Consider the following 22,137-nt stretch of genomic DNA (forward strand, 5'->3'; position numbering starts at 1 on the left):
CATTTCCTCTAGTAACAACACAAAAACTCTCCCTTCTCTTTCGAGAAAGGAGAGTTTTATTTTATGGGTGTCCACCAGGTGCACCACCACCGGGACCACCATTTCCTTGAGGGCCTCCATTTGGTCCACCGCCTCCAGGCATAGAGTTGACAATTTCCGTTTGTTTTTCGCCGTTGAGATAGATATCTCCACCTGTGTAGGTCGCAGTTCCATCAAAATCAAAACCTGTTTGACCAGTCATTTTAATGGTTCCGCCTGTAACTGTGATATTACCGTTCGAGTCGATTGGATCTGTATCTCCTTGGCCGACTTCTACTGTCAGGTTCCCACCGTTCATGGTAAAGAAGATTTCACTCTGTTGGGCATTTTTATTAGCTGCGTTGACTCCATCATCTGTCGAATAGATGCTAATGTCCCCACCGTTGATAGTGATTGACTTACCTTCAAGTCCTTCTGTCGAATTCTTGACGGTGTAGGTACCACTATCGATAACCAAATCACCTGATGCGTGGATGCCATCATCTCCTGCTGTGACGGTGATGTTGTTGTTGGATAGGTACATGGTTCCGACTGAAGTATCCTCGTCATTGTCCACCTTGACCCCATCTTCTTTGGCGTCGATAGTCATGGTCGTACCAGTGATGTTGAGTTCATCATTAACATTAAAGGCATCGCCAACTGCTGTGATGTTATAGGTTCCGCCCGTGATGTGGAGAGTGTCATTAGCCTTGATACCGTTGTTCTTCTTGCCATCTACATTGAGAGTTCCTTTCCCGTTGATGGTCAAATCCACCTTAGAAAAGAGAGCTGCGTCTGCTTTTTCGTCGCTGTTAGAGCTTGAGTCAGAGAGACTGTTGGTGGTTCCCTCTGCTAGAGTCAAGTAGACATGGCCAGCTGATGTCGCAGATATCGCTGCATTGGTATTGGTCATGGTCGCACCTTTTAGGACTAGATGAACATCTGCAGACTTATCTGCCTCGACCTTGATCTGCACTCCGTCAGACTGACCTGAAATTACATAGGTTCCAGATTTTGTGATGGTCACTGTTGATTCAGAGACTGTCACCCCATCTCCAGAGACGTTTGCTGATGAGCCAGATAGCTCAATCTTAGAAGCTGTGCTTTCATCATAAGAAGTATCATTGTCCTTCTCTGTAAAATAGGATGATTGGTTTGTCTTTGTTGAAGTTGTTGTGGCACTATTTGTCGTTGCATTGGTATTGGATGTAGTTGTTAACTGGGCACATGATGCCATCAGCACCATTGCCGTTAAACTCGTTGCGAGTAGGGTCCATTTTTTTGATTTCATACCTTTTTCCTCTCCTTCGTATGATATAGCTAGACAGTCTACAGAAGATTCCTGAAACAAAACTAAAACTTTTCTGAAAGTTTCCTTAAATTTAGTTTGGATTAGATTTCGCCTAGTAATTTTTTAGAAAGGACTGCTAGAAACAATTTTTGAACGCTAAAATACCTTTAATAGATTTTTTAAACCAACACCCCCAGTGCGATGTCTCCTTGACCAAGAAAGCCAAAAAGAAGAAAAATTTATAAGACTAAAACTCATAAAAAGAACAGCCCTAGCTGTTCCTTTTCACTTCTATTTCACAGGTATTTCCTTAATCACACGCGCAGGATTGCCAGCTAGGACGACATTGTCTCCAAAGGACTTGGTAATCACGGCCCCTGCTCCTGCAACGACATTATTTCCCAGTGTCACTCCAGGAAGGACAATGACGCCACCTCCAGCCCAGAAATTATCTCCGATGGTGATGGGCTTGCCGTATTCGACCCCTGAATTGCGTTCATGCGGATCCAGTGGGTGGAGTGGGGTTAAAAACTGACAGTTGGGGCCAAGCATGGCGTTGTTCCCGATGCGAATCGGACAAACATCCAGCATGGTCAAGTTCCAATTAGAATAAAAATTTTCCCCTAGATGGATGTTGACCCCATAATCGACCACCAGGCGTGGATTGACATAGAGATTTTGCCCAGTTGAACCAAACCAAGTCTTGATAATCTCCGCACCTTTTAAGGGATCTAGCTCCTGATTGAAATCAGCCTGCTTCTGACGTGCTGTCTGAGCCAAGGCCCGTAATTCTGGATCCGACGGACGGTAAGGCTCCCCTGCTATCATTTTCTGGTATTCGCTGGTCATCTCATCACCTCATACTTACTTTGGACCCATCATATCAAAAAGACTGTGAAAGGTCAAGAATAGCCTGCTTTCTAAACTCTCGAAACGAATCCCCTCCCAAGTCAAAACAACTTGCTTGACAAAAGCTTGACTTCATGATTTAATATACCCCATAAGGGTATATTTGGAGGTGCCTATGTTTCACTTATTTACAAAAATTGACAGTATTTCTACCAGCGAGTTAGAAGCTAAACTCAGAGAACCAATTCAGCTACTAGATGTTCGGACGCCTATGGAATTCCGTAGAGGTCATATCAAAAATGCAAAAAATATTCCTTTAACGGAAATCGGTTCTTACACACCTGCAACAAAAGAAACACTTTATGTCATTTGTCATTCTGGTGTACGAAGCAAACTAGCTGCGAAGAAGCTAAAGAAAAAAGGTTACGATGTCGTCAATGTTCGAGGCGGTATGAGCGCTTGGACAGGTAAGGTCATCTAGAAGCATAAAGGAGAAAGTCAATGAAAGTTATCATTGTTGGAGGAGTTGCAGGTGGTATGTCAGCAGCAACCCGCCTCAGACGTCTCATGGAAGATGCTGAAATCACTATTTTTGAAAAAGGTCCCTTTGTTTCCTTTGCAAACTGCGGACTTCCTTACTATGTTTCAGGAGAGATTGCAAACCGTGATAGTTTATTGGTCCAAACTCCTGAAAGTCTCAAGGCACGCTTTAATCTTGAAGTACGACCATTTCATGAAGTCATCCAGATTTCTCCAGCAGAACACACTGTGACAGTGCAACACGATGGACAGGAATTCACAGAAAGCTACGACAAGCTGATTCTCTCTCCAGGAGCTAAACCATTTGTTCCTACCATTGAAGGGCTAGCAGAGGCTAAGAATGCCTACACGCTTCGCAATGTTCCCGATCTCGATGAGATTATGGCAGCCTTGGACAATCATCCAAAAGAAGCTGTCGTTATCGGTGCAGGCTTTATCGGGCTTGAAATGGCTGAAAATCTGGCAAAACGTGGATTGCAAGTCACCATCGTGGAGAAAGCACCCCATGTCTTGCCACCATTAGATCAGGAAATGGCGGCCTTTGTCCAAGCAGAATTGGTCAAAAACGGCGTTCGCGTTATCACTTCTCAGTCTGCGACTCGATTTGAAGATCAAGGAAAAACCATCGTTCTCGAAAACGGTCAAAAGATTGCTTCTGACCTCACCATCCTTTCTGTCGGTGTTGAACCTGAAAACGAACTGGCTCAGGCAGCTGGGATTGAACTGGGACTACGTGGCGGTATCTTGGTCGACGAATACTACGAAACCAGTCAAAAAGATATTTTTGCAGTTGGGGATGCCATCGTCGTCAAGCAAGAGATTACTGGCCAAGACGCCCTCATCTCTCTAGCTTCTCCTGCTAATCGTCAAGGACGCCAAGTGGCGGACGTCATTGCAGGACTCGGTCGTACCAACAAGGGCAGTATCGGCACTGCTATCGTTCGTGCCTTTGATATGACAGCTGCTTCGACTGGTCTCAGCGAACGTAGTCTTGGCATGAATCAACTTCCTTACAAGGCCCTTCATGTCAGTGGGAAAGACCATGCTGGTTATTATCCAGGTGCTACTGATATGACCTTGAAGCTCCTCTTTGACCCAACCACTGGAAAAATCTACGGTGCCCAAGGAGTCGGGAAGAAAGGCGTTGACAAGAGAATCGATATCCTGGCAACTGCTATCAAGGGAAATCTCACCGTATTTGACTTACCAGAGTTAGAGTTCACCTATGCGCCACCATTTGGCTCCGCTAAGGATCCCGTCAATATGCTGGGCTACGCAGCCTTGAACCTTATCGAAGGTCTCAGCGATAATGTTCAATGGTACCAGCTCGAAGACGAACTAGCTAAAGGAAAGAAATTCCTAGACGTGCGGACAAGTGGCGAATTTCAGAGTGGTCGACTCAGAGTCGACACCATCCACATTCCCCTAAACGAACTTCGTGAACGCTTGGATGAACTGGACAAGAACCAAGCCTACATCGTTAGCTGCCACAGTGGTTTGCGCAGCTATATCGCAGAGCGTATCCTCAAACAAGCAGGATTTACCGTTCAAAACCTTGACGGCGCTTATTCACTATACAAAATGGCTAACCCAGAAGGAGTAGAATATGGTAACTAATATCAGCATGGCTGACTTTTATGAAAAATATCAAAATGAAAAACTAGATCTTATCGATGTACGTGAAGTACATGAGTTTCAAGCAGGACATGCGCCAGATGCAAAAAATCTTCCGTTAAGTACCTTGGAGCAAGGCTACAAAGAACTCAAACCTGACCATGAATACCATGTCATTTGTCAAGGTGGAGTGCGTTCTGCCTCTGCCTGCCAATTCCTCAGCGCCCAAGGTCTTACCGTTACCAATGTAGAAGGTGGTATGAATGCTTGGCCCGGTCAAGTAGAATAATCAAAAAACCGATTAAGATGAACTTAGTCGGTTTCTTTAATCTTTATAACTCGATGATATGAACCTCATAGCCAATAGCTTCTAGGAATTTGAGTATATCTTTCGTATTCAAAAAGAGAGTTTTTTCATTGGTATTGGGGTGAAAACTCATCCGTTTTTCAGACATGATTTCTTTGTCGAAATAAACCTGAATGTTCTTGTCAGTATTGTTCAGCAAGCCAAATGGAGATACTGCACCTGCTGGTAACATCATTTTTTCAAACAAGCTCTCAGAGGAAGCCATACGGATTCTATTGGCTCCTACCAAGTCTTTCAAGAGGTCCATATCCAAACGTTTCTTATCATCCATAATCACGAGATAATAGGCTGTTTTCTTTTTGTTGGTGAGAAACATGGTTTTGGTACGGACACCTTCGATCCCTTCGATAAAGCTATCGGCTTGCTCTGTCGTCAAGGCTGGCTCGTGCTCCACGATTTCAAAGGGAATATCTAGCTCATTTAGCATCTCTACTACTTTTTCGTATGCTTCCATTCGCTTGCCTCCTTTAACTTGTCTCGTTACCTTTAATTATACCAAAAAATGGGTTTTCTTCCAAACTCCATCCAAGCATCTCTAGGTTTCTTTCATTTTCATACAAGTTATCTTAGACGGAACCCCAACTGTTAAGATAGGCATGATTTTCAGCCAGCAAGCATATCTTTTCTTTCCACCGCATAGCCACAAGGTATATCCGCGACTTGTCCGATAGATGCGTCTAGTTTAAATGCTTCAGCTAGGGAAATGAGGCGTGCATCCTCCTTGTAAACGTTCTAGCAATTACATATTTTTTGCATAGTCAAAACGCTGATTAATCTTTTTACTCAAAACAACTAATTCTCCCAAGATAGCCCTCTGGCATATAAAGAGGACATAGCTATCGCTGTCAATGTCCATTGCAGCCAAGCAGAAGCCTTGAGACTGCCACTTTTGATCCAGAGTTCTAGCCCAGAGGGGAATGTCTCCATCTTCTTCTAGCCAAGCTTGGTTTAAATGTAGACCCTGTTTCTGGGCCAAGGGCTCTAGCTGATAGAAAAATTCTTCCATATCTGACTGCCAATCTAACTCAACCAAGTCCTTGCTTTCTAGCAACTCATCAACCAAGCCAATCCATCTGATCGTCTCTTGGCCATCTTCTAAGTCGATACAACGCTCATCGTAGCGGTCTTCATTTTCTTGGAAATACCTTTGTGGATTTTCAAAACAGGCCTTTAATCGCGCTAATACTTCTCTATCATCTGTTAAGATTCCAGCAATTTCTAGATAGGTCTCCATCTCACTTGTTTGATCCTCGCGCATATCAACAACAATATCCCAACTTGTATAATCTGGCACCCTTCTCTGCTCTAGAAGCTCTTGAAGCATGGCAAGAACTTTTTCTAGGCGCATGTCTGTTGTCCCATAGATGACATTTTCATTGAGACTGGCTGGGTCAGCGATACTCACATCCAGACAAAAACCTTTTGTATCTTCTTCATAACAAACCTGGACAAAATCAGACACCAAGTGACCTTGCTCAAGTTTGATAAGCTGGTCGGGGATTAAAAAGACAAAATCCTTGGAACCCATACTAACACCTAACAGTTGGCTCTTCACATCCTCAAGACTAAAGTTTCTTAACTCTTGCTCACCATTATCCAAGGCCCAATCCGAAAAGAGTTTTTCTGACATCATATGCCAATCATCCCCGGCATCTTCTACTAGATAGTCTGGCGCAAAGATGCTAGAAGTCCCATCCGCTAACACCTTATCGACTTCCGCCTGCAACCATTTCTCCTTTAGTAGATGAATAAGGGCTAGAGGTAAGACTAGGCCTGGTAGACAAAACAAAATCCCTAGCAAGGCCAGACCTTTATAGTGATTAACCGTTGGAGCCCCTTGGGAAGCTTGATTTAAGACCTCAGCTAAAGAATCTATGAGTCCACCCTGATTGGTCAAATAGAGCAGAGCTCCTTCTCCAGCCAAGAGTAGTAGAAAAACCACCAGCATTTTCTGGGACACTCTCTTGCACATGTCAATCTTACTTGCCAAGGGAATTTTTTCTGCTTGGGGAATCTTAACAAACCACTTTTGAGTTCGTTCTTCTTTTGTCATCTTTCATCTCCTGTGATCTACTTTCTTATCCTTGTTCTAACACGTAGAAAACGACTATTTCCGTTTGATAAGGTATTGAACAGCCTTTTCTAAGCGTTCTTTTTGAGCTTCAGGGTCGTCTAGGGGTTGGTTGATGCAGGCTGTGAGATTCTCGGTAATGATCATCTCAATCACACGCTCCACACTCGAACGAACCGCTGTCAACTGAGTAATGATATCTGCACAATCACGCTCTTCTTCTATCATTTTTTGGATACCACGTAACTGGCCTTCTGAGCGTTTAAGCCGTGTAATATACTTTGAGTTTGTCATTGATTTATCCTTGGTCACTTTTTCTTCATTATATCTCTAATGGACTCCTTTGTCAAAATTCATTTCCTATCTGTATTTTTAGGAGGCAACCTTTCCTCTGTATCAGATAGAAAAGATTGATAAGTATGGAAATGGAAAAGAAAGTCTGTCCTCCTTGAAGCTCGATGGGAAGTCACGTTTCCTATTAACCAACTAACTTTTATGCCTTATATCTTGGACAAAAAGGCTAGGATCACTATCCCATAGACTAGGACTAGAGCCAGCTCAAATCCGATACCGAACCACTTGTAAAACTTGTCCATCCCGCTGTAACGTTCGACATAGGCCCTGGTCGACTTGTCTTGATCATACCAGACTGTCAGTTCCGAATGAAGGGGGAAATGGGTCTGCATCAATCGTTTGAAGGAAACAAAGGAGTTGCTGTAGCGAGTGATTGAAGGCGCTAGCATATCTTCTCTTGTATAGTCCTTTAAAAATTTAGTAGTCCCCCACGAAATTGTGACCGTTTTGAACATAAAATACTGCAAGGTTTTCTTATAAGTAATACCATCCACCGTGTATTCGACGATAGGTGGATACCCCTCACGAAAACGGCTATAGCCGATAACTGTTCCCTGTACGAATGACTGAGCAAGGCGGACCAACTTCTGATCTCGAAGATAAAGGTAGAGAAAGGTCCCGCATACAAACACAAAAGATAGGAAGGTGACGATTGTCCCAACTATCAAACCAATCACTTCTTTATTCATATGAACTCCTCCTGTTATTCTATACAGTAAAATCCCAAAACTAGCTCATCCAGAAAGGACATCGAAGCCCTTGAGTCTACTCTTCGGATTTTTCTTTTGACTGTTTTTCTCTCAAATCTTTCACAGATTTCGATATGATATCTCTCACCTGTTCGTCAGTAAGTCCTGGAATCTGGTAATATGGATTATTAGACTCGCTTTTTGAGGGTTTTGTTCCTGAACTTTCGGTTTTAGAACTTTGTTCAGTCGAAGACGAGGATTTAGACTCTGAGGAACTAGATTCTTTGGTCTTAGAGGAACTGGACGACTCAGACTCAGAAGGCTTGGACGTTTCAGGCTCTTTAGAATCAACCTTAGGAGGCTTATCTACTAGATCGTTCGACTGTTTCACGGGTTTATAGAATAGCCCAAAAGACAACAGCAAGGCCATCAAGATCCCAATACCAGCAAAGGTTCTTTTATTGGCTTCAGCCGAGGGAACCTTTACCCCCTTTGTACTGAGTATTTTCCATTCTGGATGCTCTTTTTCTATGGCTTTTTTCTGTCTCCTAAGAGGACCAAGTAGGAAATGATTAAAAGGCACAATCGTTACCATAGCCACCGTTACAAGCGGGACATAATTGGAATGACTTGATACCAGTAGAACATCGAGTATAGCGAGAAGAATGAAGAGGAAAAACCCCACAAACTTACGAACTTGATGCTCTTTTTTGATCTGCAAATATCTCTCTTGTGACATTATCATTCCCTCTTTTCTTTATTCTTTTGTGAGCTTTATTAAAAATTCGACTTACACCTTCAATACTCCTACCTTAATATCTGTATAGACTTTCCCATCAGAGATTGTAGTGAAAAAGAAGGGAGGGGTCAACTCACAATGTCCCTGATAATAGATATAACCAGCTAAGAAGCTTATACCCTCTTTCACTGACTCATCATCTGGTTCTAAAATTCTAGTTGAAACAGTATTTAAAACTTGAAACAGACTATGATACAAAAAGTCTTTCGGCAAAGCATTCTCAATACACTCTTCTTCTACTGGGATAAACAGTTCCATCAACACATCTTGATTTTCTTCTAACTTGGAATTGATTGTATAAAAGAATGGACCTTGAAGCGTATATCCTGCTTCTCTTACCTCGTCTAAAAAAGCGTTATAGGTGTCTGGCATCTCTTCTGGAGATACTGTATAATACCTTGAGATAACGTTTCTATATTGTATATCTTGGTATTCTGCCACGTTTTTAAATAGCATCTGAAATCTCCTTAATTGGGATATTAATTTCAACAAAGTGTTGCCCAAATATTGGCAAAATAGACAGAAAAACTGTATCTTCCAGCATTTCTAATCCCTCATCATGAATATACTGCTTCATTTCTTCAATTTTTGGAAGGAGATGTTCATCAAATGGAGTTACCTCAGAGACACACTGCTCAATTGTAAAATGTTCAATGTATTGAAATTCATCATTCCCTTCAATTGGGATATTTGTCGGAATATAAACCTTAAACAAGGCTTCTCCTGGCTTTCCAAAAGTACTCAAACATGTTTCTATCGTTGTCGGACCATTTTTATAGACCCCTGTTTCAAATAATAATTTTTCACAACCTTCAATCAAATCTAGAAAAGAATCCATGGCTACTTTTTTCTCTGTATAAGCAATATTACTGATATCTATTCTTATTAATTTCATTTTATTTCTCCTCTATAAATAAAGTTATTAGTGCTTTTCTTTTTCCAACCGGTAAATACTCGTGCATACTCAAGCCAATATAACGGAAGGCATGCAATACCTAATCCTACAAGACTAGTAGCAATATATTCCACGGGCAACATAAATAAACGGGCTATAATTGCTAAAATTGCTGCTAATAAACAAAGAATAACAGAAGGAATATGTAACATTGTCTTCCTGAATTCTCCAGATGGTAAGGTCTTAGCCTTAGGAACAATTAACAACTGGTAAACAAGGGTTAGCATCTGAAAAATAAAGCTCAAACCAATTAACATCATAAAGACAGACCAGTAGTTCTTCCCTAAAAATAAAGAACTCCCAAAAAGTAATTCAACATGAGAAATTAGCACGGAACTAGCTGGAACCAATTGTAATAATTTTGATTCGGTAAACTTTTGGAATAGCAAGAACATGAACAACAAAACCAATATATGATAAATAGTAATGTGAAAAACAAGGATACTCACATCGTGCACCTCACCTTTTATAAAAATAGACGCTATAAATATCAATAAAGCAAATACTACTTCAATTGTAGAAGCCCTTAAAAAGTCAGAGTTTTTTATAGGACTAGAATCCACAACTGCCATATTCAAAAATTCAACATACTTTTCTTTCATCTTATCCTCCTAGCATGAGCTGTACTACTAGCCACTCTAATTAATTTTATTTTATTGTGCCTCTATAAATAAAGTTATTGGTGCTTTTCTTTCTCCAACCTGTGAATACCTGAGTATAGCCGAGAATAAAGAACGAGTTCCATGAAATACTCATTCCTACTAATCCGATGATAATATAAATTCCAGATAACATAAACAATCGTGTTATGACTACTATTGCTGCTGACGTTATTGTTACAATAAGGGCTGGCAAGTGTAAGATATTCTTCTTATGCTCACTATCTGGCATTCGTTTGACCTTTGAAACAATTGATATTTGATAAAAAAAAAGTTTACTACTTGAAAAACAAAGCTCAATCCAATGAAAAGAAAGAATAGCAATAAATACTGTTCCCCAAAGAATATAGAGCTCAAAAAAAGAAATTCAAAATGAAGAAAAAGATACGAAGTCGTCGGAACTGATTGTAATAATTTTGAAGCGGAAAATTTTTGAAACAACAAAAATGCAAGCAATACTATTACCATATGGACAATAGTAACATGAATCAAAAATATACCAAGATTTTGCATTTGATTCTTTGTAAATATAGAAACAAGCAATACTACTGAAGTAAATAGAAATTCGATTAAAAATGTAAGATAAAAATGTAAATTTCTCACTGGTATATGACAAGTCATCAGTATATTCAAAAACTCAACATACTTTTCTTTCATCTTATCCTCCTAGCACGAGCTATACTACTAGCCACTCTAACTAATTTCATTTTATTTCTCCTTTGTAAATAAAGTTATTGGTGCTTTTCTTTTTCCAGCCAGTAAATACTCGTGCATACTCGAGCCAATAATAGGGAAGGCAGGCTATGCTCGCTACAACAAGGGAAGTAACTATATATATTCCTGGCAACATAAATAAACGTGCTATGATTACTACAATTGCTGAAATCAATAGGCAAATAACAGAAGGAAGAAATAAAAGATTCTTCCTATACTCACCATGCGGTAATTTCTTAGCCTTAGGAACAATTAATAACTGATAAACAAAAGTGAGTAGTTGGAAAATAAGGCTTAGACTAATCAATACCATGAAGACAGACCAGTAGTTCTTCCCTAAAAATATAGATCCCCAGAAGAGAAACTCAACATGAGAAATTAGAATAGAACTAGCTGGAATCAATTGCAAGAATTTTGACTTAGAAAACTTTTGAAATAACAAGAATATGGACACTAAAGCTAATGCATGATAAATAGTAATGTGAAAGATAATCAAGCTCACATCATGCATCTCACCTTTTATAAAAATAGATACTATAAATATTAGTAAAGTAAAAACAACCTCCATTGCAAAAGCCCTTATATAATCAAAACGCTTTATAGGACTAGTATCCACAACTGCCATATTTAAAAACTCAATATACTTTTCTTTCATACTATCCTCTTCTTACTTCTCTTCCCTAAATATCACTTTCCCCTGTTCATACTTTCGCACAGCTAAGAGCCAGCGGATTGGGTTGTTTTGGAATAAGAGCAGTACGACGCTAATTGGAACAATCGTTACTCCGATTGGTACCATGAACATCGATAACTCAAACCATTCATGCTCATAGTAAGGAATGAAGGTCGCAGGTATGGCAAAGAATACAACAATAACCAGACAGAACAAAAGAACAAGGATAACAAATAGATACAAGATGATTTTCTCGACTGTTGGTTTCTTATCTGGAGATTTTCTCCAAAATTCACTGCTTTCTACCGCTTCTTTAAACTGCTCTTCACTTGCTGGAACGACAGACTTGGTCCCACTATAGAAAAGTTTATCGAATCCATAAACACTTCCGATAAAAACGAAAAGGATTGCAGCTAGATGGATAGGTGCCATCCACTCACTCAATTTAAAAGGCGCTATCAAGGAACGAATCCAAATACCGATGATAGCAACTAGCAAGAAAGCAAAGAAGAGAATCCAAGGCCACTTGGATTTCTTTGAACTGATGGCACCTTCGGTGTCTGACGAGGCGCTAGATTCTGTCGCTAAAGCCTCTCTCGTCTTTGTGTTATAGTAGACGGATTGTAGGCTTCCTTGGCCTATATAAATGATTTTTCTCATCTTACATTTCTCTCGCTTTCCCTCGGCTATCGTCCTGTAATGTCTCCATCAGCTCCTTGAACAGTCGTTTGCGTGTTTTCATCCGTAAATCATAGACCATATATGTAAGAATACCAATCCCTAACATGTACATAATTAAAAATTGAAAATCAGAAACAGCCAGATAACGATAGGCTGAAAAAATCGTTATTAAAACAAAAATGTAGCCAACTACTGTCAACGCCCTAGATTTTCTCCTAAGGGTTTTGATATTGGCTTTTGTCAGCTGGACTTTTCTAAATCTATCTTTCTTCATGTTGCGTCGGGTAGATTTGGCAAGGAGAATGGTCCCGAAAATTAAAAACAGAGACATCAAGATCAAGAAAAGCAGATTAAAAGGGGAGGAGACATCTCCAAAGGTTTGGTTGAGCAACTTCGACAGCCGTTGCAAGGAATAGATTGCAATAGGGGCTGCAATGGCTGAATAATTCATGCCTTGTTTTACACCGTAGAATACTTGTTTCTTCAGATCATAATAAATAAAATAGTCCTCCAGGGGGCCCATACTGATTAAATTTTTTACACTTGTGTCCATCTATTTCCTGTCTCCTAAACTCAATGCGGATATTCAAACAGAATCCTACTTTCTCTTAAAAGCATCGTGACGACGATTGCGAGCAGTCTAGCTGATTTTTCGGCATTTGCCTTCCTAAAGAAAGAAAAGTTTATTAGTATTATAGCATGAACCCCCAGAAAAGGGGAAATATCCCCGACGGATACCTTTGCTAGGGCCAAGAAAGGCTTCGTCAGTTCATAAAAAGCGAACAAGTCCGCATTCTAAAAACAGAATACGAGCTTGTCCGCCTTTTTCTATGTCTCTAAAGTAAATGATGTGTTTTCCTCGTCTCATCGTGCCAAGCGAATGCGGGTCACAATCCCATCTGGGTCTACAAGATCCACTTCACTCGAATGTAGCCATTTGATCGGTGCTTCTAGCTCTTGTGCTTGCTTAACGATGTTCAAAAGTTCTTCCTTGCTTTCGACCTCAAGGACATAGTAGGCCAAGCCTGGCAAGCCTTGCTCACGCGGAGCCAGACCTCTTCCAGTCCATTCGTTAACAGCCAGGTGGTGATGGTACTGACCTGCCGCTATCCAACTAGCACTAGGAATGCTAAATTTATCTTCCAGCCCTAACACCTTTTGATAAAACTGACTCGCCGCGTGGCTATCCTTCACCGATAGATGGATATGCCCCATTCTCGTCCCTTCAGCTAGGATAAAGGGATCCACCTTTTCCCCTAACTCATAGATGTCCTGTGCCGCAAGGGCTTCGGTCACACCAATAATGCGGCCGTCTTCTCGAATATCCCATGAAGAAACTGGTTTATCACGGTAGAGTTCAATGCCATTTCCTTCCAAATCCTCCAGATAAAGGGCTTCACTGTATCCATGATCCGCACCTCCAACCAGAGGAATGCGTAAATCACTTAGGTGTTTCAAGACATCTGCCAAGGCTTTTCGTGTCGGCAACAAAATCGCCAGATGGTAGAGCCTATAATGCTCCCTTACTTCGCCAGACTTTTCCGCCTGAATCAAGTGGACCAAGGCTTTTCTACCAAGTCCCAAAATCGCTTCGGTCTCCGTTTGCGATAAAATCTCCAAGCCAATAATCTGGTGATAAAAAGCCGTTTGACTCTTCAAATCCTTGACATTTAAAACCGCCTCTGCTAGGTAAATGTGGCTTTTGTAAGCATAAGTCATAGGGTGTCTCCTTTTTGTTGTAACTTCATATATTACATCAATTACACACTATTGAGATAGAATGTCAACGAAGACAACTCAAAAGAGCTGGAAACCAGCTCTTCTTTTTATTTTACAACAAGCTCGTAGCGAGTTTTGCTGGTAAAGGTTTGCCCTGCTTTGAGAATGACTTGGTCTTTGAAGTCACTGTGAATAGCATCTGGTAAGGCCTGCGCTTCAAGGGCAATCCCATTGTGCTGTACCATTGGCTGGCCTCCTATGATGACACTCTCATCCACAAAGTTTGCTGTGTAGACCACAAAGCAAGGGGCTTCTGTCTTGAAGAGTAGGAAGCGACCCGAGTTTTGGTCATAAAGGAAACCAGCATTGTCATGACCTGTAGGGAGAACAAATGGGTGATCCAAACCAGATACCAGCTGGATTTGCTCATCGTCCTCTGCAAAGATATCCTTGAGCAAAGCACCATTGTAGATGTGTTTAACCACATCGCGATTGGCATCTGGAGTCTTTGCCGGAACCCCGTCCGGAGCAATTGGGTAAATGCCCTCCGTATTTAGCTGGAAGACATGGCGATCAATTGTCTGCGTGAAATCACCAGACAAGTTGAAGTAGCTGTGATTAGTTGGATTGACAAGCGTATCCTGATCTGTCGTCACCTTATAGCTGACTTCGTAGGCGCCAGTTTCTTCCAAGTGATAGCTGATCCAGATCTTGAGATTACCAGGAAATCCTCCTGTCTCGTCTGTACGCTCTGTGTAGAGAGTCAAGCCATGGTCGCTCACCTCGACCAATTCAAACAAGCTTGAATCCCAACCTGTTGAACCACTGTGGTTACAGTTGCTGGCATTGTTGACTTCAAGGTCATAGGTCTGGCCATTGAGCTCAAATGTCGCACCTGCGATACGGCCCGCTACAGGACCTACACTTGCTCCATGCTTGGGACTATTGCCTACATAGCTATCAAAATCATCAAAGCACAAGATAACATTGGCAAAATTTCCAACCTTGTCAGGCGTTACATAGCGCAAAATGGTCGCACCATAAGTCATGACCTCTAGCTGATAACCTGCCTCAGTCTCAAAGCGATAGGCCAAGACATCCTTGCCCTCATGATTTCCAAATACACGCTCTGTGTATGCTTTCATTCTTCTCTCCTTTGATCCATTTCTCTTAAGTAAACAAACCATAGAGAGCCTATTTACCATCTATGGTTGTAGTTTTTATTTTCAAAATCCTTTGTCACAAAACTCTAAGTATTTTCTTAACAAAAGGGGGTTCTTCTATACTTGTTTTATGCTTCCACACGTTCAGTCCATGAAGTCGCTGTTGTTTGAAGAACTTTGTTGAGTTCGTCAATGTTCTCAAAACCTGTCGTGCGTAACCATTCACGAGCTGCTGCTTCACCGTCTTTGATGTATGCTTCAACTGATCCTGCCCAGGTTGCGCGGCCGCAAAGAACACCGTTAAAGTTTGCACCTGATTCGTGGGCAAAGACAAGTGTTTCTTGGAAGAGTTTCGCTGATACACCTGCACTCAAGTATATGTATGGAAGATTTGTTGCTTCGTCTTGCGCTTTGAAGAAGGCTGCTGCTTCTTCACGTGTATGAACGATTTCACCATCACCAAATCCTTCAACGTATTTCACATTGACTGGAACTTCTACTTTCAAGACATCGATGTTAAAGCGTGGGTCTGAGAAGACCTTCATGGCACCGATAACCTTGTGTGGCTTCACTTTTGCGTATTCTGCAGAACCTGCATCAGCGATTTTTTCATCGTAAGCGAGGATTTCAAGGAAGAATGGAATGTCCTCTGCCACACACTCTGAACCGATGCGTTCGATGTAGGCTTGTTTTTGTTGGTTGAGTTCGTCAGAGCTGTCTACGTCATAGTAAAGCAAGAATTTGACAGCGTCAGCGCCTTGTTCTTTGATGCGTTTGGCAGACCAAACATCCAAGCAGTCAGGCAAGCGTTTGGTGCTTGTTGTGTCGTAACCAGTTTTTTCATAAGCAAGGAGAAGACCAGCATTTGGATCAAGGGCTTTTGTAGCTGGAAGACCATACTCAGGGTCAAGAAGCATAGAGGATGCGTATTTAGTCAATTCATCTGCTACCAAGACTTTGAGTTCTTCCATTTGAGCCACTGTTGGCTCTTCTGTTTGGTATTGAGCCATGAGGCGTTTCAAAGCGCCACGTTGGTCAAAGGCAAGAGCTGAGATAATGCCATTCTCGTCAGAGAGTTTTTGCAAGCAAGCTACTTTATTAGGACTTAATTGTAATTTACTCATAGACACTTCCTTATTTTTGATAGTCATGAATGATCACACCTTGTACCACACGGTTTACGGTACCAGTAGGAGACGGTGTATCTGGTTTATTTTTTACCTTGAGTGAAGTCAATAGGGCAAAGAGTTGGGCATAAACGATGTAAGGGAAGACACGGTAAATATCGTTCAAGACACCGCCACAACCAAGGGCTACTTCTTTGACATTTTCAAGACCAAAGGCTTGATCACTCAAAAGCACAACACGACGAGCAATCTGATCACCAGCCACTTCACGAACCAAGTCCAAGTCGTACTTGCGAGTGTAGTCTGTCGTTGTACCAAATACCAAAACAACTGTATCTTCGTTGATCAATGATTTTGGACCGTGACGGAAGCCAACTGGGCTTTCATACATGGTCGCCACTTGACCAGCTGTTAACTCCAAAATCTTCAACTGAGCTTCATGAGCAAGTCCAAAGAAAGGACCAGCGCCTAGGTAGATAACACGATTAAAGTCGAGGTCAACCAACTCTTTGACATCTTCTGCATTGTCTAGAATTTTGCGGGCAAGGCTAGACACAACTTCAAAACGTTCAGCTTTCACAGCAAATTCTGTAGGATCAAAGACCAATAGAGCTGTTAGCATCATAGACGTAAAGCTAGAAGTCATGGCAAATCCAGCGTCATTAGAAGCAGTTGGTTGCAAGAGCAAAAGATTGCGGTCATCGCCATGAGCTTGAAGAGCTAATTTCCCTTCTGCAGCACATGTAATGGTCACTTGATAGAGATTATCCACCAAAGCTTTAGCCAAATCAACCGTCGCCACACTTTCAGGTGAATTTCCACTACGAGCAAAGGAAACAAGGACAGTCGCCACATCTTTTTTCAGATAAGTTTCTGGATTGGCTACGATATCTGTTGTCGCAATCGCATTGAAGTTCCATTTGCGTTCATCATAGACTTCCTTAAAGTAAGGCACCAAGGTATCTCCCACATAAGCAGAAGTCCCAGCACCCGTCAAGATAACCTTGATATAGTCATGTTTATCAGCAATCCCTTGTAGGAAGGCTGCAATTTCTTCCCGTTTCGCTTGATAAGCTTCAAAAGCCTCTTTCCATACATCAGGCTGTTGGTAGATTTCACGAGTCGTGATTTCTGCACCCAGTTCAAGCAATTCTTCTTTTGTGTAATTTAGCATAGAGTTCCTCTAATCTATTGTTGTTTCATTCCTATTGAAAATATGGGAATGGGAGTGACTCCCATTCCCATGTATATTCTATATAAGATGCTCTAAGTCACATCTTATTCATCTTCGTCATCATCGAAGCCCGCTAACAGGTCGTTGACTTTTACAATGCTTTCTGCAGCACGGCTCTTGTAGTCCACATCTGCACCTGTAAGGCTTGCATTGATAAATTCAATCACCATTGGCAGATTCATTCCCGCGTAGAGTTCAACATTGCGACCTTCCATGATCAAGCGACTCACCACATTACATGGTGTACCACCTAGAAGATCCGCAAAGACTAGGAAATCATCCAACCCTTCGATAGCAGCTTCAAATTTAGCAGTAAATTCTTCGGGACCATCTTCTGGAAGAAGAGCCACTGCATGAATGTTGTCTTGTGGACCCATAATCATTTCAGTGCTACCTTTCAGTTCTTCACAGAAACGACCATGACTCACCAAAATTAATGATTTTGTCATAAATTATGCGCCCATTCCAAGTGCAAATTTACCAAGGGCAGAAAGAGCCAAGGCAAGCACGATAATGATACCGATAGCTTTTGTAGAGTTCATACCTTTCTTACCAAGCAACCAGAAGATAAATGCAGTGAAGATTGCTGGAAGCAAGCGTGGGAAGATTGAGTTCAAGATGTCTTGGAAATCAATCAATTTTTCACCGATTGGCAATTTATAAGAAATGTCAAAGTTGATCATTGTTGCTACGAGAGCACCCATCATGAAGACACCAAGTACAGATGCAGCGTCAATCAAAGCTGTCAAGGTACTTTGCATGTTGTTGATAAGGTTAACCCCTTCTTTGTAAGCAAATTCCAATTGTTTCCAACGGAAGATGTCATAAGCAACTGCAACTGCGATCCAAAGGAAGATACCCCATGGTTGACCAGCGATAGCCATAGTTGCTGCGATAGATCCCATGATAGCAGGTACAAGTGAACCAAAGATAGTATCTCCAAGAGGAGCAAATGGTCCCATCAAACCTGTCTTGATACCGTTAACGGCATCTTTTGAACCTACACCATCTTTTTCTTCCATAGCAAGGTCAAAACCAGCGATAATAGTGTGGAAGAATGGTGAAGTATTGAAGAATTGAGTATGAACTTTCATCATTTCTTTCAATTCAGGAGTTCCATCCCCATACATTTTACGCAATTGAGGCAAGATCATGTAAAGGTAACCAGAAGCTTGCATACGCTCATAGTTCCAACCTAATTGGAAAGTAAACAAGCTACGTTTGTTGATTTGATTAAAATCTTCTTTTGTAAGTTTGTAATTAGAATTCGTCATCTTCGATTTCCCCACTTTCTGATGGTGTAGAAGGTGCTGCCACAGCTACTTTTTGGCTATTTTTGAAGTGAAGCACTGCAAGGAAGATACCTACGATAGAGATACCGATCATAGACAAACCTTTGAAGTTATTCACAAAAGCAATTTTTTCAGCAACATCTTTAGGTAGAGTACCAAGGATACCCGCAACAGCTCCACCAAGACCTGTTACATATGAGTAAAGAACAGTCAACATAGCTGTCAAACCGAATCCCATTGCAAGGTAGTGAAGGTTACGTTTAACTGGAAGGTAACGAAGCAAGATTGCAAATCCAAGACCTGGAAGCATACGACCTGCAAGAGTCAAACCATCTGCAACCCATTGGTATTCTTTAACAAGGTTTACAACACCTTGTACGAATTCTCCACCAAAAGCAAGGGCGAAGAATACTGGAAGGGCACGTGAAAGAGCCCAAGGCACTGCACCAAGTAGGTAGTTGCGCTCGATACCTTTATAGTCAAAGCGTTCGATTGCAGCATCAATACGGTGTGCGAAGAAAGTAGTTGTCATACGTCCAAGGACGTCGAAGTATGTCAAAAGTGCTGCTACTGGTACAGCGATTGTTGTGATCGCAAGATCTGTATCAATACCTTGAGAGATAGAGAATGCTGTTGCAAGAACCGCACCAGAAGTTGCGTCGATACGAGAAGCACCACCGAAGGTACCAACCCCGAGAACGAACAACTGCAAGCTACCACCGATAAACAAACCGATCTCTGGTTTCCCCATGATCAAGCCAGTAATGAAACCAGCGAATACAGGGGAACCTGCAGATGAAACGATTGTCAACTCATCACAGATTTGATAAGCTGAGTACAAAGTGAGAAGTAAAATTTGCCACCATTGTATCATAACAATGACCTCCTAAAAATTTTTTCCTATTTTAATAAACTCAAAAAGTCTGAAACTGGATCGTTTGGAACCATTTGAGCAGTGAGTTTAACACCTTTTTCTGCCAGTTTGTGGAAGTCTTCCACATCCTTATCTACCACGTTGATAGAACGTGTGATAGGGCGAGTTTCTGGTGTTTGAGACATATTGCCGACATTGAGTGTTTCAAGCGGAACACCTGCTTCAACCAAACCAAGGAAACGGTCTGGTTTACGAGCCACGATAAAGAGACGTTGGCTATCGTATTTACCAGCAAGGATATTCGCTGCCGCTTTTTCAACCGGCAAGATACTAAGTTTCACACCTGGTGGTGTAGCAAGTTTCAAGCCACTCTTTTCAATATCGTTGTTAACGACTTCATCGTCTACAACCATAATGCGCGAAACGTTTAGTTTCCCTGCCCAAAGATTGGCTACTTGACCGTGGATCAAACGTCCATCGATACGGCATCCTACAATTGTCATAAATTTTCCCCCTTTATGTGTTTTAGTGTAGGTTTACGAGTTAAATGAATCTCTTCTTTATACTCACCTTCAGTTTCAAAGATGATAATGCGGTTATCACCTTCCTTGAGATAGCTATGAGGGATATAAAGTGAGAGGGTCGGGCCGACATTCCAGAAACGTCCTAGATGACGCCCGTTGACAAAGGCAACTCCCTTACCAAACTCAGACAAGTCTAGGTAAGTATCTTTTGGCTCTTCGACTGTAAAGTCATAAGCGTAAAAGGCTGGTTGTCCTTCTATCCATCCTTTTGAAAAATCAATTTTCTCAGGATTATCCAATGGAAGTGGATATTGTTTCCAATTTAACATGAAGTGTAGATCTTTACAGACACCTGTGCGAATTCCTTTACGTTGCGTATCTGCCAAGAACTTATGTCCATAGTTGACACGCCCCATATTTTCGACTAAGATGTCAATCTCTGAAAAGCCTTCTCGATTTCCCTGACAGTAGATATCTTCACCAATTTCTGTCTGGTATTGAGTGGCAATCCATTGACCATCTACAAAGAGTTGAGCTCGGTCACGTCCATCGATGATACGGAGGCGTTCCTCTTCTGCATCCCAACTTGCTTCAGTACGATAGAGAAGGTAGCCATAACTTTGACCAAGTTCTTCCATCGCTTTTGGATAGAGGCTCTCAGTTGGACTTGCCAGACTATCCAGGGTTTCAAACAAGGAAACTTTTTCGACTAGTGGAATGGCCTCTATCTCCATGCTTTCCTTGTAGAGTGGGGCCAACTGTGGATACTCTGGGAAGTGGGTTGCCATCATCTTCTTGACTGCTAGGTATTTAGCAGTTGGATTTCCTTCTTCATCGAGAAGGGCATCATAATCGTAAGATGTAACTTGTGGCAAATCCAGAGTCCCTCGAGCCGAGCAACCATTCATGAAACCAAAGTTTGTTCCACCATGGAACATATAAAGGTTGATGGAGCCTAGCTTTAACACCTCTCGAACAGCTTCTGCCAATTCTTTCGGATCACGTGTGATGATGGGTTCTTTCCAACGATTGAACCAGCCATCCCAGAATTCCATACACATGAGAGGCCATTTTTTGCCATACTCATCAAAGAATTCCTGCATCTGTGAAAAGTTGTAAGGAGCCTTAGAACCGAAGTTCCCTGTCACAAAGAGATCATCTTCAATCAAAGTTCCGGCTTTCAAAGTAGCCCTCCATGGGCCATCTGAAGTAAAGAGTGGGCAATCAATCCCTCGGTCTTCCATCAATTTCCGAATCGCTCGTAGATAAGACTTATCCTCACCATATGAGCCGTACTCGTTTTCAACTTGCATCATGAGAATATTTCCGCCATTGTCCAACAGATGCGGCACGAGCCTCGGCAATAATTGGTCATAATAGCGAGCAACAGCCTCGATGTAGGCTGGATCGGACGAACGGATTCGCATGTCCTTGGTCAAGAGCCAAGCCGGCAAGCCACCAAATTCCCATTCCGCACAGATAAATGGAGACGGGCGTACAATGGCATAGAGACCCAGATCTTGTGCAATTTGAAGAAATCTCTCCAAATCTAGAGCACCTTCAAAATTAAATTTTCCCTCAACAGGCTCATGTAAATTCCAAGCCACATAAGTCTCAACTGTATTAAAGCCAAGCGCCTTTAAGTTATAGAGAGAATGATACCAATCCTCTGCTGGAATCCTAAAATAATGAATGGCGCCGGACAAAATCTTGAACGGTTTTTCGTCTAAATAGAAATCGTCCTCAATTTTAAATCTTGTCATGTTATTACCTCTGACTTACCAAGTTTGCGCTTTCATTTATTATAATATTAACTATAATCAAATCTTGTGCATTTGTCAATAGGTTTTAGAAAATTCTTTAAAATTTTTCTATTTTTTTACTTCTTTTTTACCAAAATTATCTAAAAAATAGCATGAAATGAGGGCTT

Annotated in this window: 25 protein-coding genes and 1 pseudogene; 3 read left to right on the forward strand and 23 right to left on the reverse strand. The window is 41.5% G+C overall.

Annotation, left to right across the window (positions count from 1 at the left end; all coding sequences use genetic code 11):
- Positions 1-61 precede the first annotated feature (61 nt).
- Positions 62-1,309, reverse strand: coding sequence for a carbohydrate-binding domain-containing protein (locus tag D8862_RS06435; RefSeq protein ID WP_125449416.1), 1,248 nt, complete (start codon positions 1,307-1,309; stop codon positions 62-64).
- 291 nt (positions 1,310-1,600) lie between these two features.
- Complete coding sequence (locus D8862_RS06440; RefSeq protein ID WP_125449418.1) at positions 1,601-2,158, reverse strand: sugar O-acetyltransferase; 558 nt, start codon at positions 2,156-2,158, stop codon at positions 1,601-1,603.
- Between the two features lie 175 nt (positions 2,159-2,333).
- Here D8862_RS06440 and D8862_RS06445 point away from each other — a divergent pair, with 175 nt between their 5' ends.
- Genes D8862_RS06445 through D8862_RS06455 form a run of 3 tightly spaced genes read left to right on the forward strand, consistent with a single transcriptional unit; the run spans position 2,334 to position 4,601 of the window.
- Positions 2,334-2,639: a rhodanese-like domain-containing protein gene (locus D8862_RS06445; protein WP_125449420.1), complete on the forward strand. Its 306-nt coding sequence runs from the start codon at positions 2,334-2,336 to the stop codon at positions 2,637-2,639.
- Between the two features lie 20 nt (positions 2,640-2,659).
- On the forward strand, positions 2,660-4,315 hold the full coding sequence (locus D8862_RS06450; protein ID WP_125449422.1) for an FAD-dependent oxidoreductase: 1,656 nt from the start codon (positions 2,660-2,662) through the stop codon (positions 4,313-4,315).
- A complete protein-coding gene (locus D8862_RS06455) occupies positions 4,305-4,601 on the forward strand; it encodes a rhodanese-like domain-containing protein (RefSeq protein WP_125449424.1) in 297 nt (98 codons plus the stop codon). Before D8862_RS06450 ends, D8862_RS06455 begins: the two co-directional genes overlap by 11 nt.
- A gap of 43 nt (positions 4,602-4,644) precedes the next feature.
- Here D8862_RS06455 and D8862_RS06460 read toward each other — a convergent pair whose 3' ends face one another.
- The 21 genes and pseudogenes from D8862_RS06460 to D8862_RS06560 form a co-directional block, all read right to left on the reverse strand.
- Positions 4,645-5,133 carry a prolyl-tRNA synthetase associated domain-containing protein gene (locus tag D8862_RS06460; RefSeq protein ID WP_125449427.1) on the reverse strand — a complete coding sequence of 163 codons (489 nt, stop codon included), beginning with the start codon at positions 5,131-5,133 and terminating at the stop codon, positions 4,645-4,647.
- 285 nt (positions 5,134-5,418) lie between these two features.
- The gene (locus D8862_RS06465) at positions 5,419-6,732 is read right to left on the reverse strand and encodes a DUF6630 family protein (protein ID WP_125449429.1); all 1,314 of its coding nucleotides are present in this window, start codon (positions 6,730-6,732) and stop codon (positions 5,419-5,421) included.
- A gap of 54 nt (positions 6,733-6,786) precedes the next feature.
- A complete protein-coding gene (locus D8862_RS06470) occupies positions 6,787-7,044 on the reverse strand; it encodes a metal-sensitive transcriptional regulator (protein ID WP_000185163.1) in 258 nt (85 codons plus the stop codon).
- A gap of 206 nt (positions 7,045-7,250) precedes the next feature.
- Positions 7,251-7,793, reverse strand: a complete 543-nt coding sequence (locus tag D8862_RS06475) for a hypothetical protein (protein WP_125449431.1) — start codon at positions 7,791-7,793, stop codon at positions 7,251-7,253.
- A 76-nt stretch (positions 7,794-7,869) separates the two neighbouring features.
- A complete protein-coding gene (locus tag D8862_RS06480) occupies positions 7,870-8,532 on the reverse strand; it encodes a hypothetical protein (RefSeq protein WP_185760848.1) in 663 nt (220 codons plus the stop codon).
- Between the two features lie 51 nt (positions 8,533-8,583).
- Positions 8,584-9,048, reverse strand: a complete 465-nt coding sequence (locus D8862_RS06485) for a DUF5085 family protein (protein ID WP_125449436.1) — start codon at positions 9,046-9,048, stop codon at positions 8,584-8,586.
- Complete coding sequence (locus tag D8862_RS06490) at positions 9,038-9,487, reverse strand: hypothetical protein (RefSeq protein WP_125449438.1); 450 nt, start codon at positions 9,485-9,487, stop codon at positions 9,038-9,040. Before D8862_RS06490 ends, D8862_RS06485 begins: the two co-directional genes overlap by 11 nt.
- Positions 9,484-10,149: a lantibiotic ABC transporter permease gene (locus tag D8862_RS06495; RefSeq protein ID WP_125449441.1), complete on the reverse strand. Its 666-nt coding sequence runs from the start codon at positions 10,147-10,149 to the stop codon at positions 9,484-9,486. Before D8862_RS06495 ends, D8862_RS06490 begins: the two co-directional genes overlap by 4 nt.
- A gap of 46 nt (positions 10,150-10,195) precedes the next feature.
- Positions 10,196-10,863 (reverse strand): annotated as a pseudogene (locus tag D8862_RS09705) (lantibiotic ABC transporter permease).
- Between the two features lie 46 nt (positions 10,864-10,909).
- Positions 10,910-11,575: a lantibiotic ABC transporter permease gene (locus tag D8862_RS06505; protein ID WP_125449443.1), complete on the reverse strand. Its 666-nt coding sequence runs from the start codon at positions 11,573-11,575 to the stop codon at positions 10,910-10,912.
- 12 nt (positions 11,576-11,587) lie between these two features.
- Entirely contained in the window at positions 11,588-12,253 is a 666-nt protein-coding gene (locus D8862_RS06510) for a hypothetical protein (RefSeq protein WP_125449446.1), read from the reverse strand.
- Between the two features lies 1 nt (position 12,254).
- Positions 12,255-12,827 (reverse strand): hypothetical protein, encoded by a 573-nt coding sequence (locus D8862_RS06515; RefSeq protein ID WP_125449449.1) that lies wholly within the window; start codon positions 12,825-12,827, stop codon positions 12,255-12,257.
- Between the two features lie 311 nt (positions 12,828-13,138).
- Positions 13,139-13,993 carry a VOC family protein gene (locus D8862_RS06520; RefSeq protein WP_125449451.1) on the reverse strand — a complete coding sequence of 285 codons (855 nt, stop codon included), beginning with the start codon at positions 13,991-13,993 and terminating at the stop codon, positions 13,139-13,141.
- Positions 13,994-14,100: 107 nt separating this feature from the next.
- A complete protein-coding gene (locus D8862_RS06525) occupies positions 14,101-15,138 on the reverse strand; it encodes an aldose epimerase family protein (RefSeq protein ID WP_125449453.1) in 1,038 nt (345 codons plus the stop codon).
- A 146-nt stretch (positions 15,139-15,284) separates the two neighbouring features.
- Positions 15,285-16,280: a tagatose-bisphosphate aldolase gene (gene lacD, locus D8862_RS06530; protein WP_125449455.1), complete on the reverse strand. Its 996-nt coding sequence runs from the start codon at positions 16,278-16,280 to the stop codon at positions 15,285-15,287.
- Positions 16,281-16,290: 10 nt separating this feature from the next.
- Entirely contained in the window at positions 16,291-17,457 is a 1,167-nt protein-coding gene (locus tag D8862_RS06535) for an SIS domain-containing protein (RefSeq protein WP_125449457.1), read from the reverse strand.
- Between the two features lie 104 nt (positions 17,458-17,561).
- Positions 17,562-17,966: a PTS sugar transporter subunit IIA gene (locus D8862_RS06540; RefSeq protein ID WP_125449459.1), complete on the reverse strand. Its 405-nt coding sequence runs from the start codon at positions 17,964-17,966 to the stop codon at positions 17,562-17,564.
- Positions 17,967-17,969: 3 nt separating this feature from the next.
- On the reverse strand, positions 17,970-18,791 hold the full coding sequence (locus tag D8862_RS06545; RefSeq protein WP_007522597.1) for a PTS system mannose/fructose/sorbose family transporter subunit IID: 822 nt from the start codon (positions 18,789-18,791) through the stop codon (positions 17,970-17,972).
- Entirely contained in the window at positions 18,778-19,683 is a 906-nt protein-coding gene (locus D8862_RS06550; RefSeq protein ID WP_125449461.1) for a PTS mannose/fructose/sorbose/N-acetylgalactosamine transporter subunit IIC, read from the reverse strand. Before D8862_RS06550 ends, D8862_RS06545 begins: the two co-directional genes overlap by 14 nt.
- Before the next feature lie 26 nt (positions 19,684-19,709).
- Entirely contained in the window at positions 19,710-20,186 is a 477-nt protein-coding gene (locus tag D8862_RS06555) for a PTS sugar transporter subunit IIB (protein ID WP_000156962.1), read from the reverse strand.
- Positions 20,183-21,970 (reverse strand): glycoside hydrolase family 35 protein, encoded by a 1,788-nt coding sequence (locus D8862_RS06560; RefSeq protein ID WP_125449463.1) that lies wholly within the window; start codon positions 21,968-21,970, stop codon positions 20,183-20,185. The genes D8862_RS06555 and D8862_RS06560 overlap by 4 nt, the downstream gene beginning before the upstream one ends.
- Positions 21,971-22,137: the final 167 nt, after the last annotated feature.

Source organism: Streptococcus oralis (assembly GCF_003942585.1).
Classification (GTDB): Bacteria; Bacillota; Bacilli; order Lactobacillales; family Streptococcaceae; genus Streptococcus; species Streptococcus oralis_BE.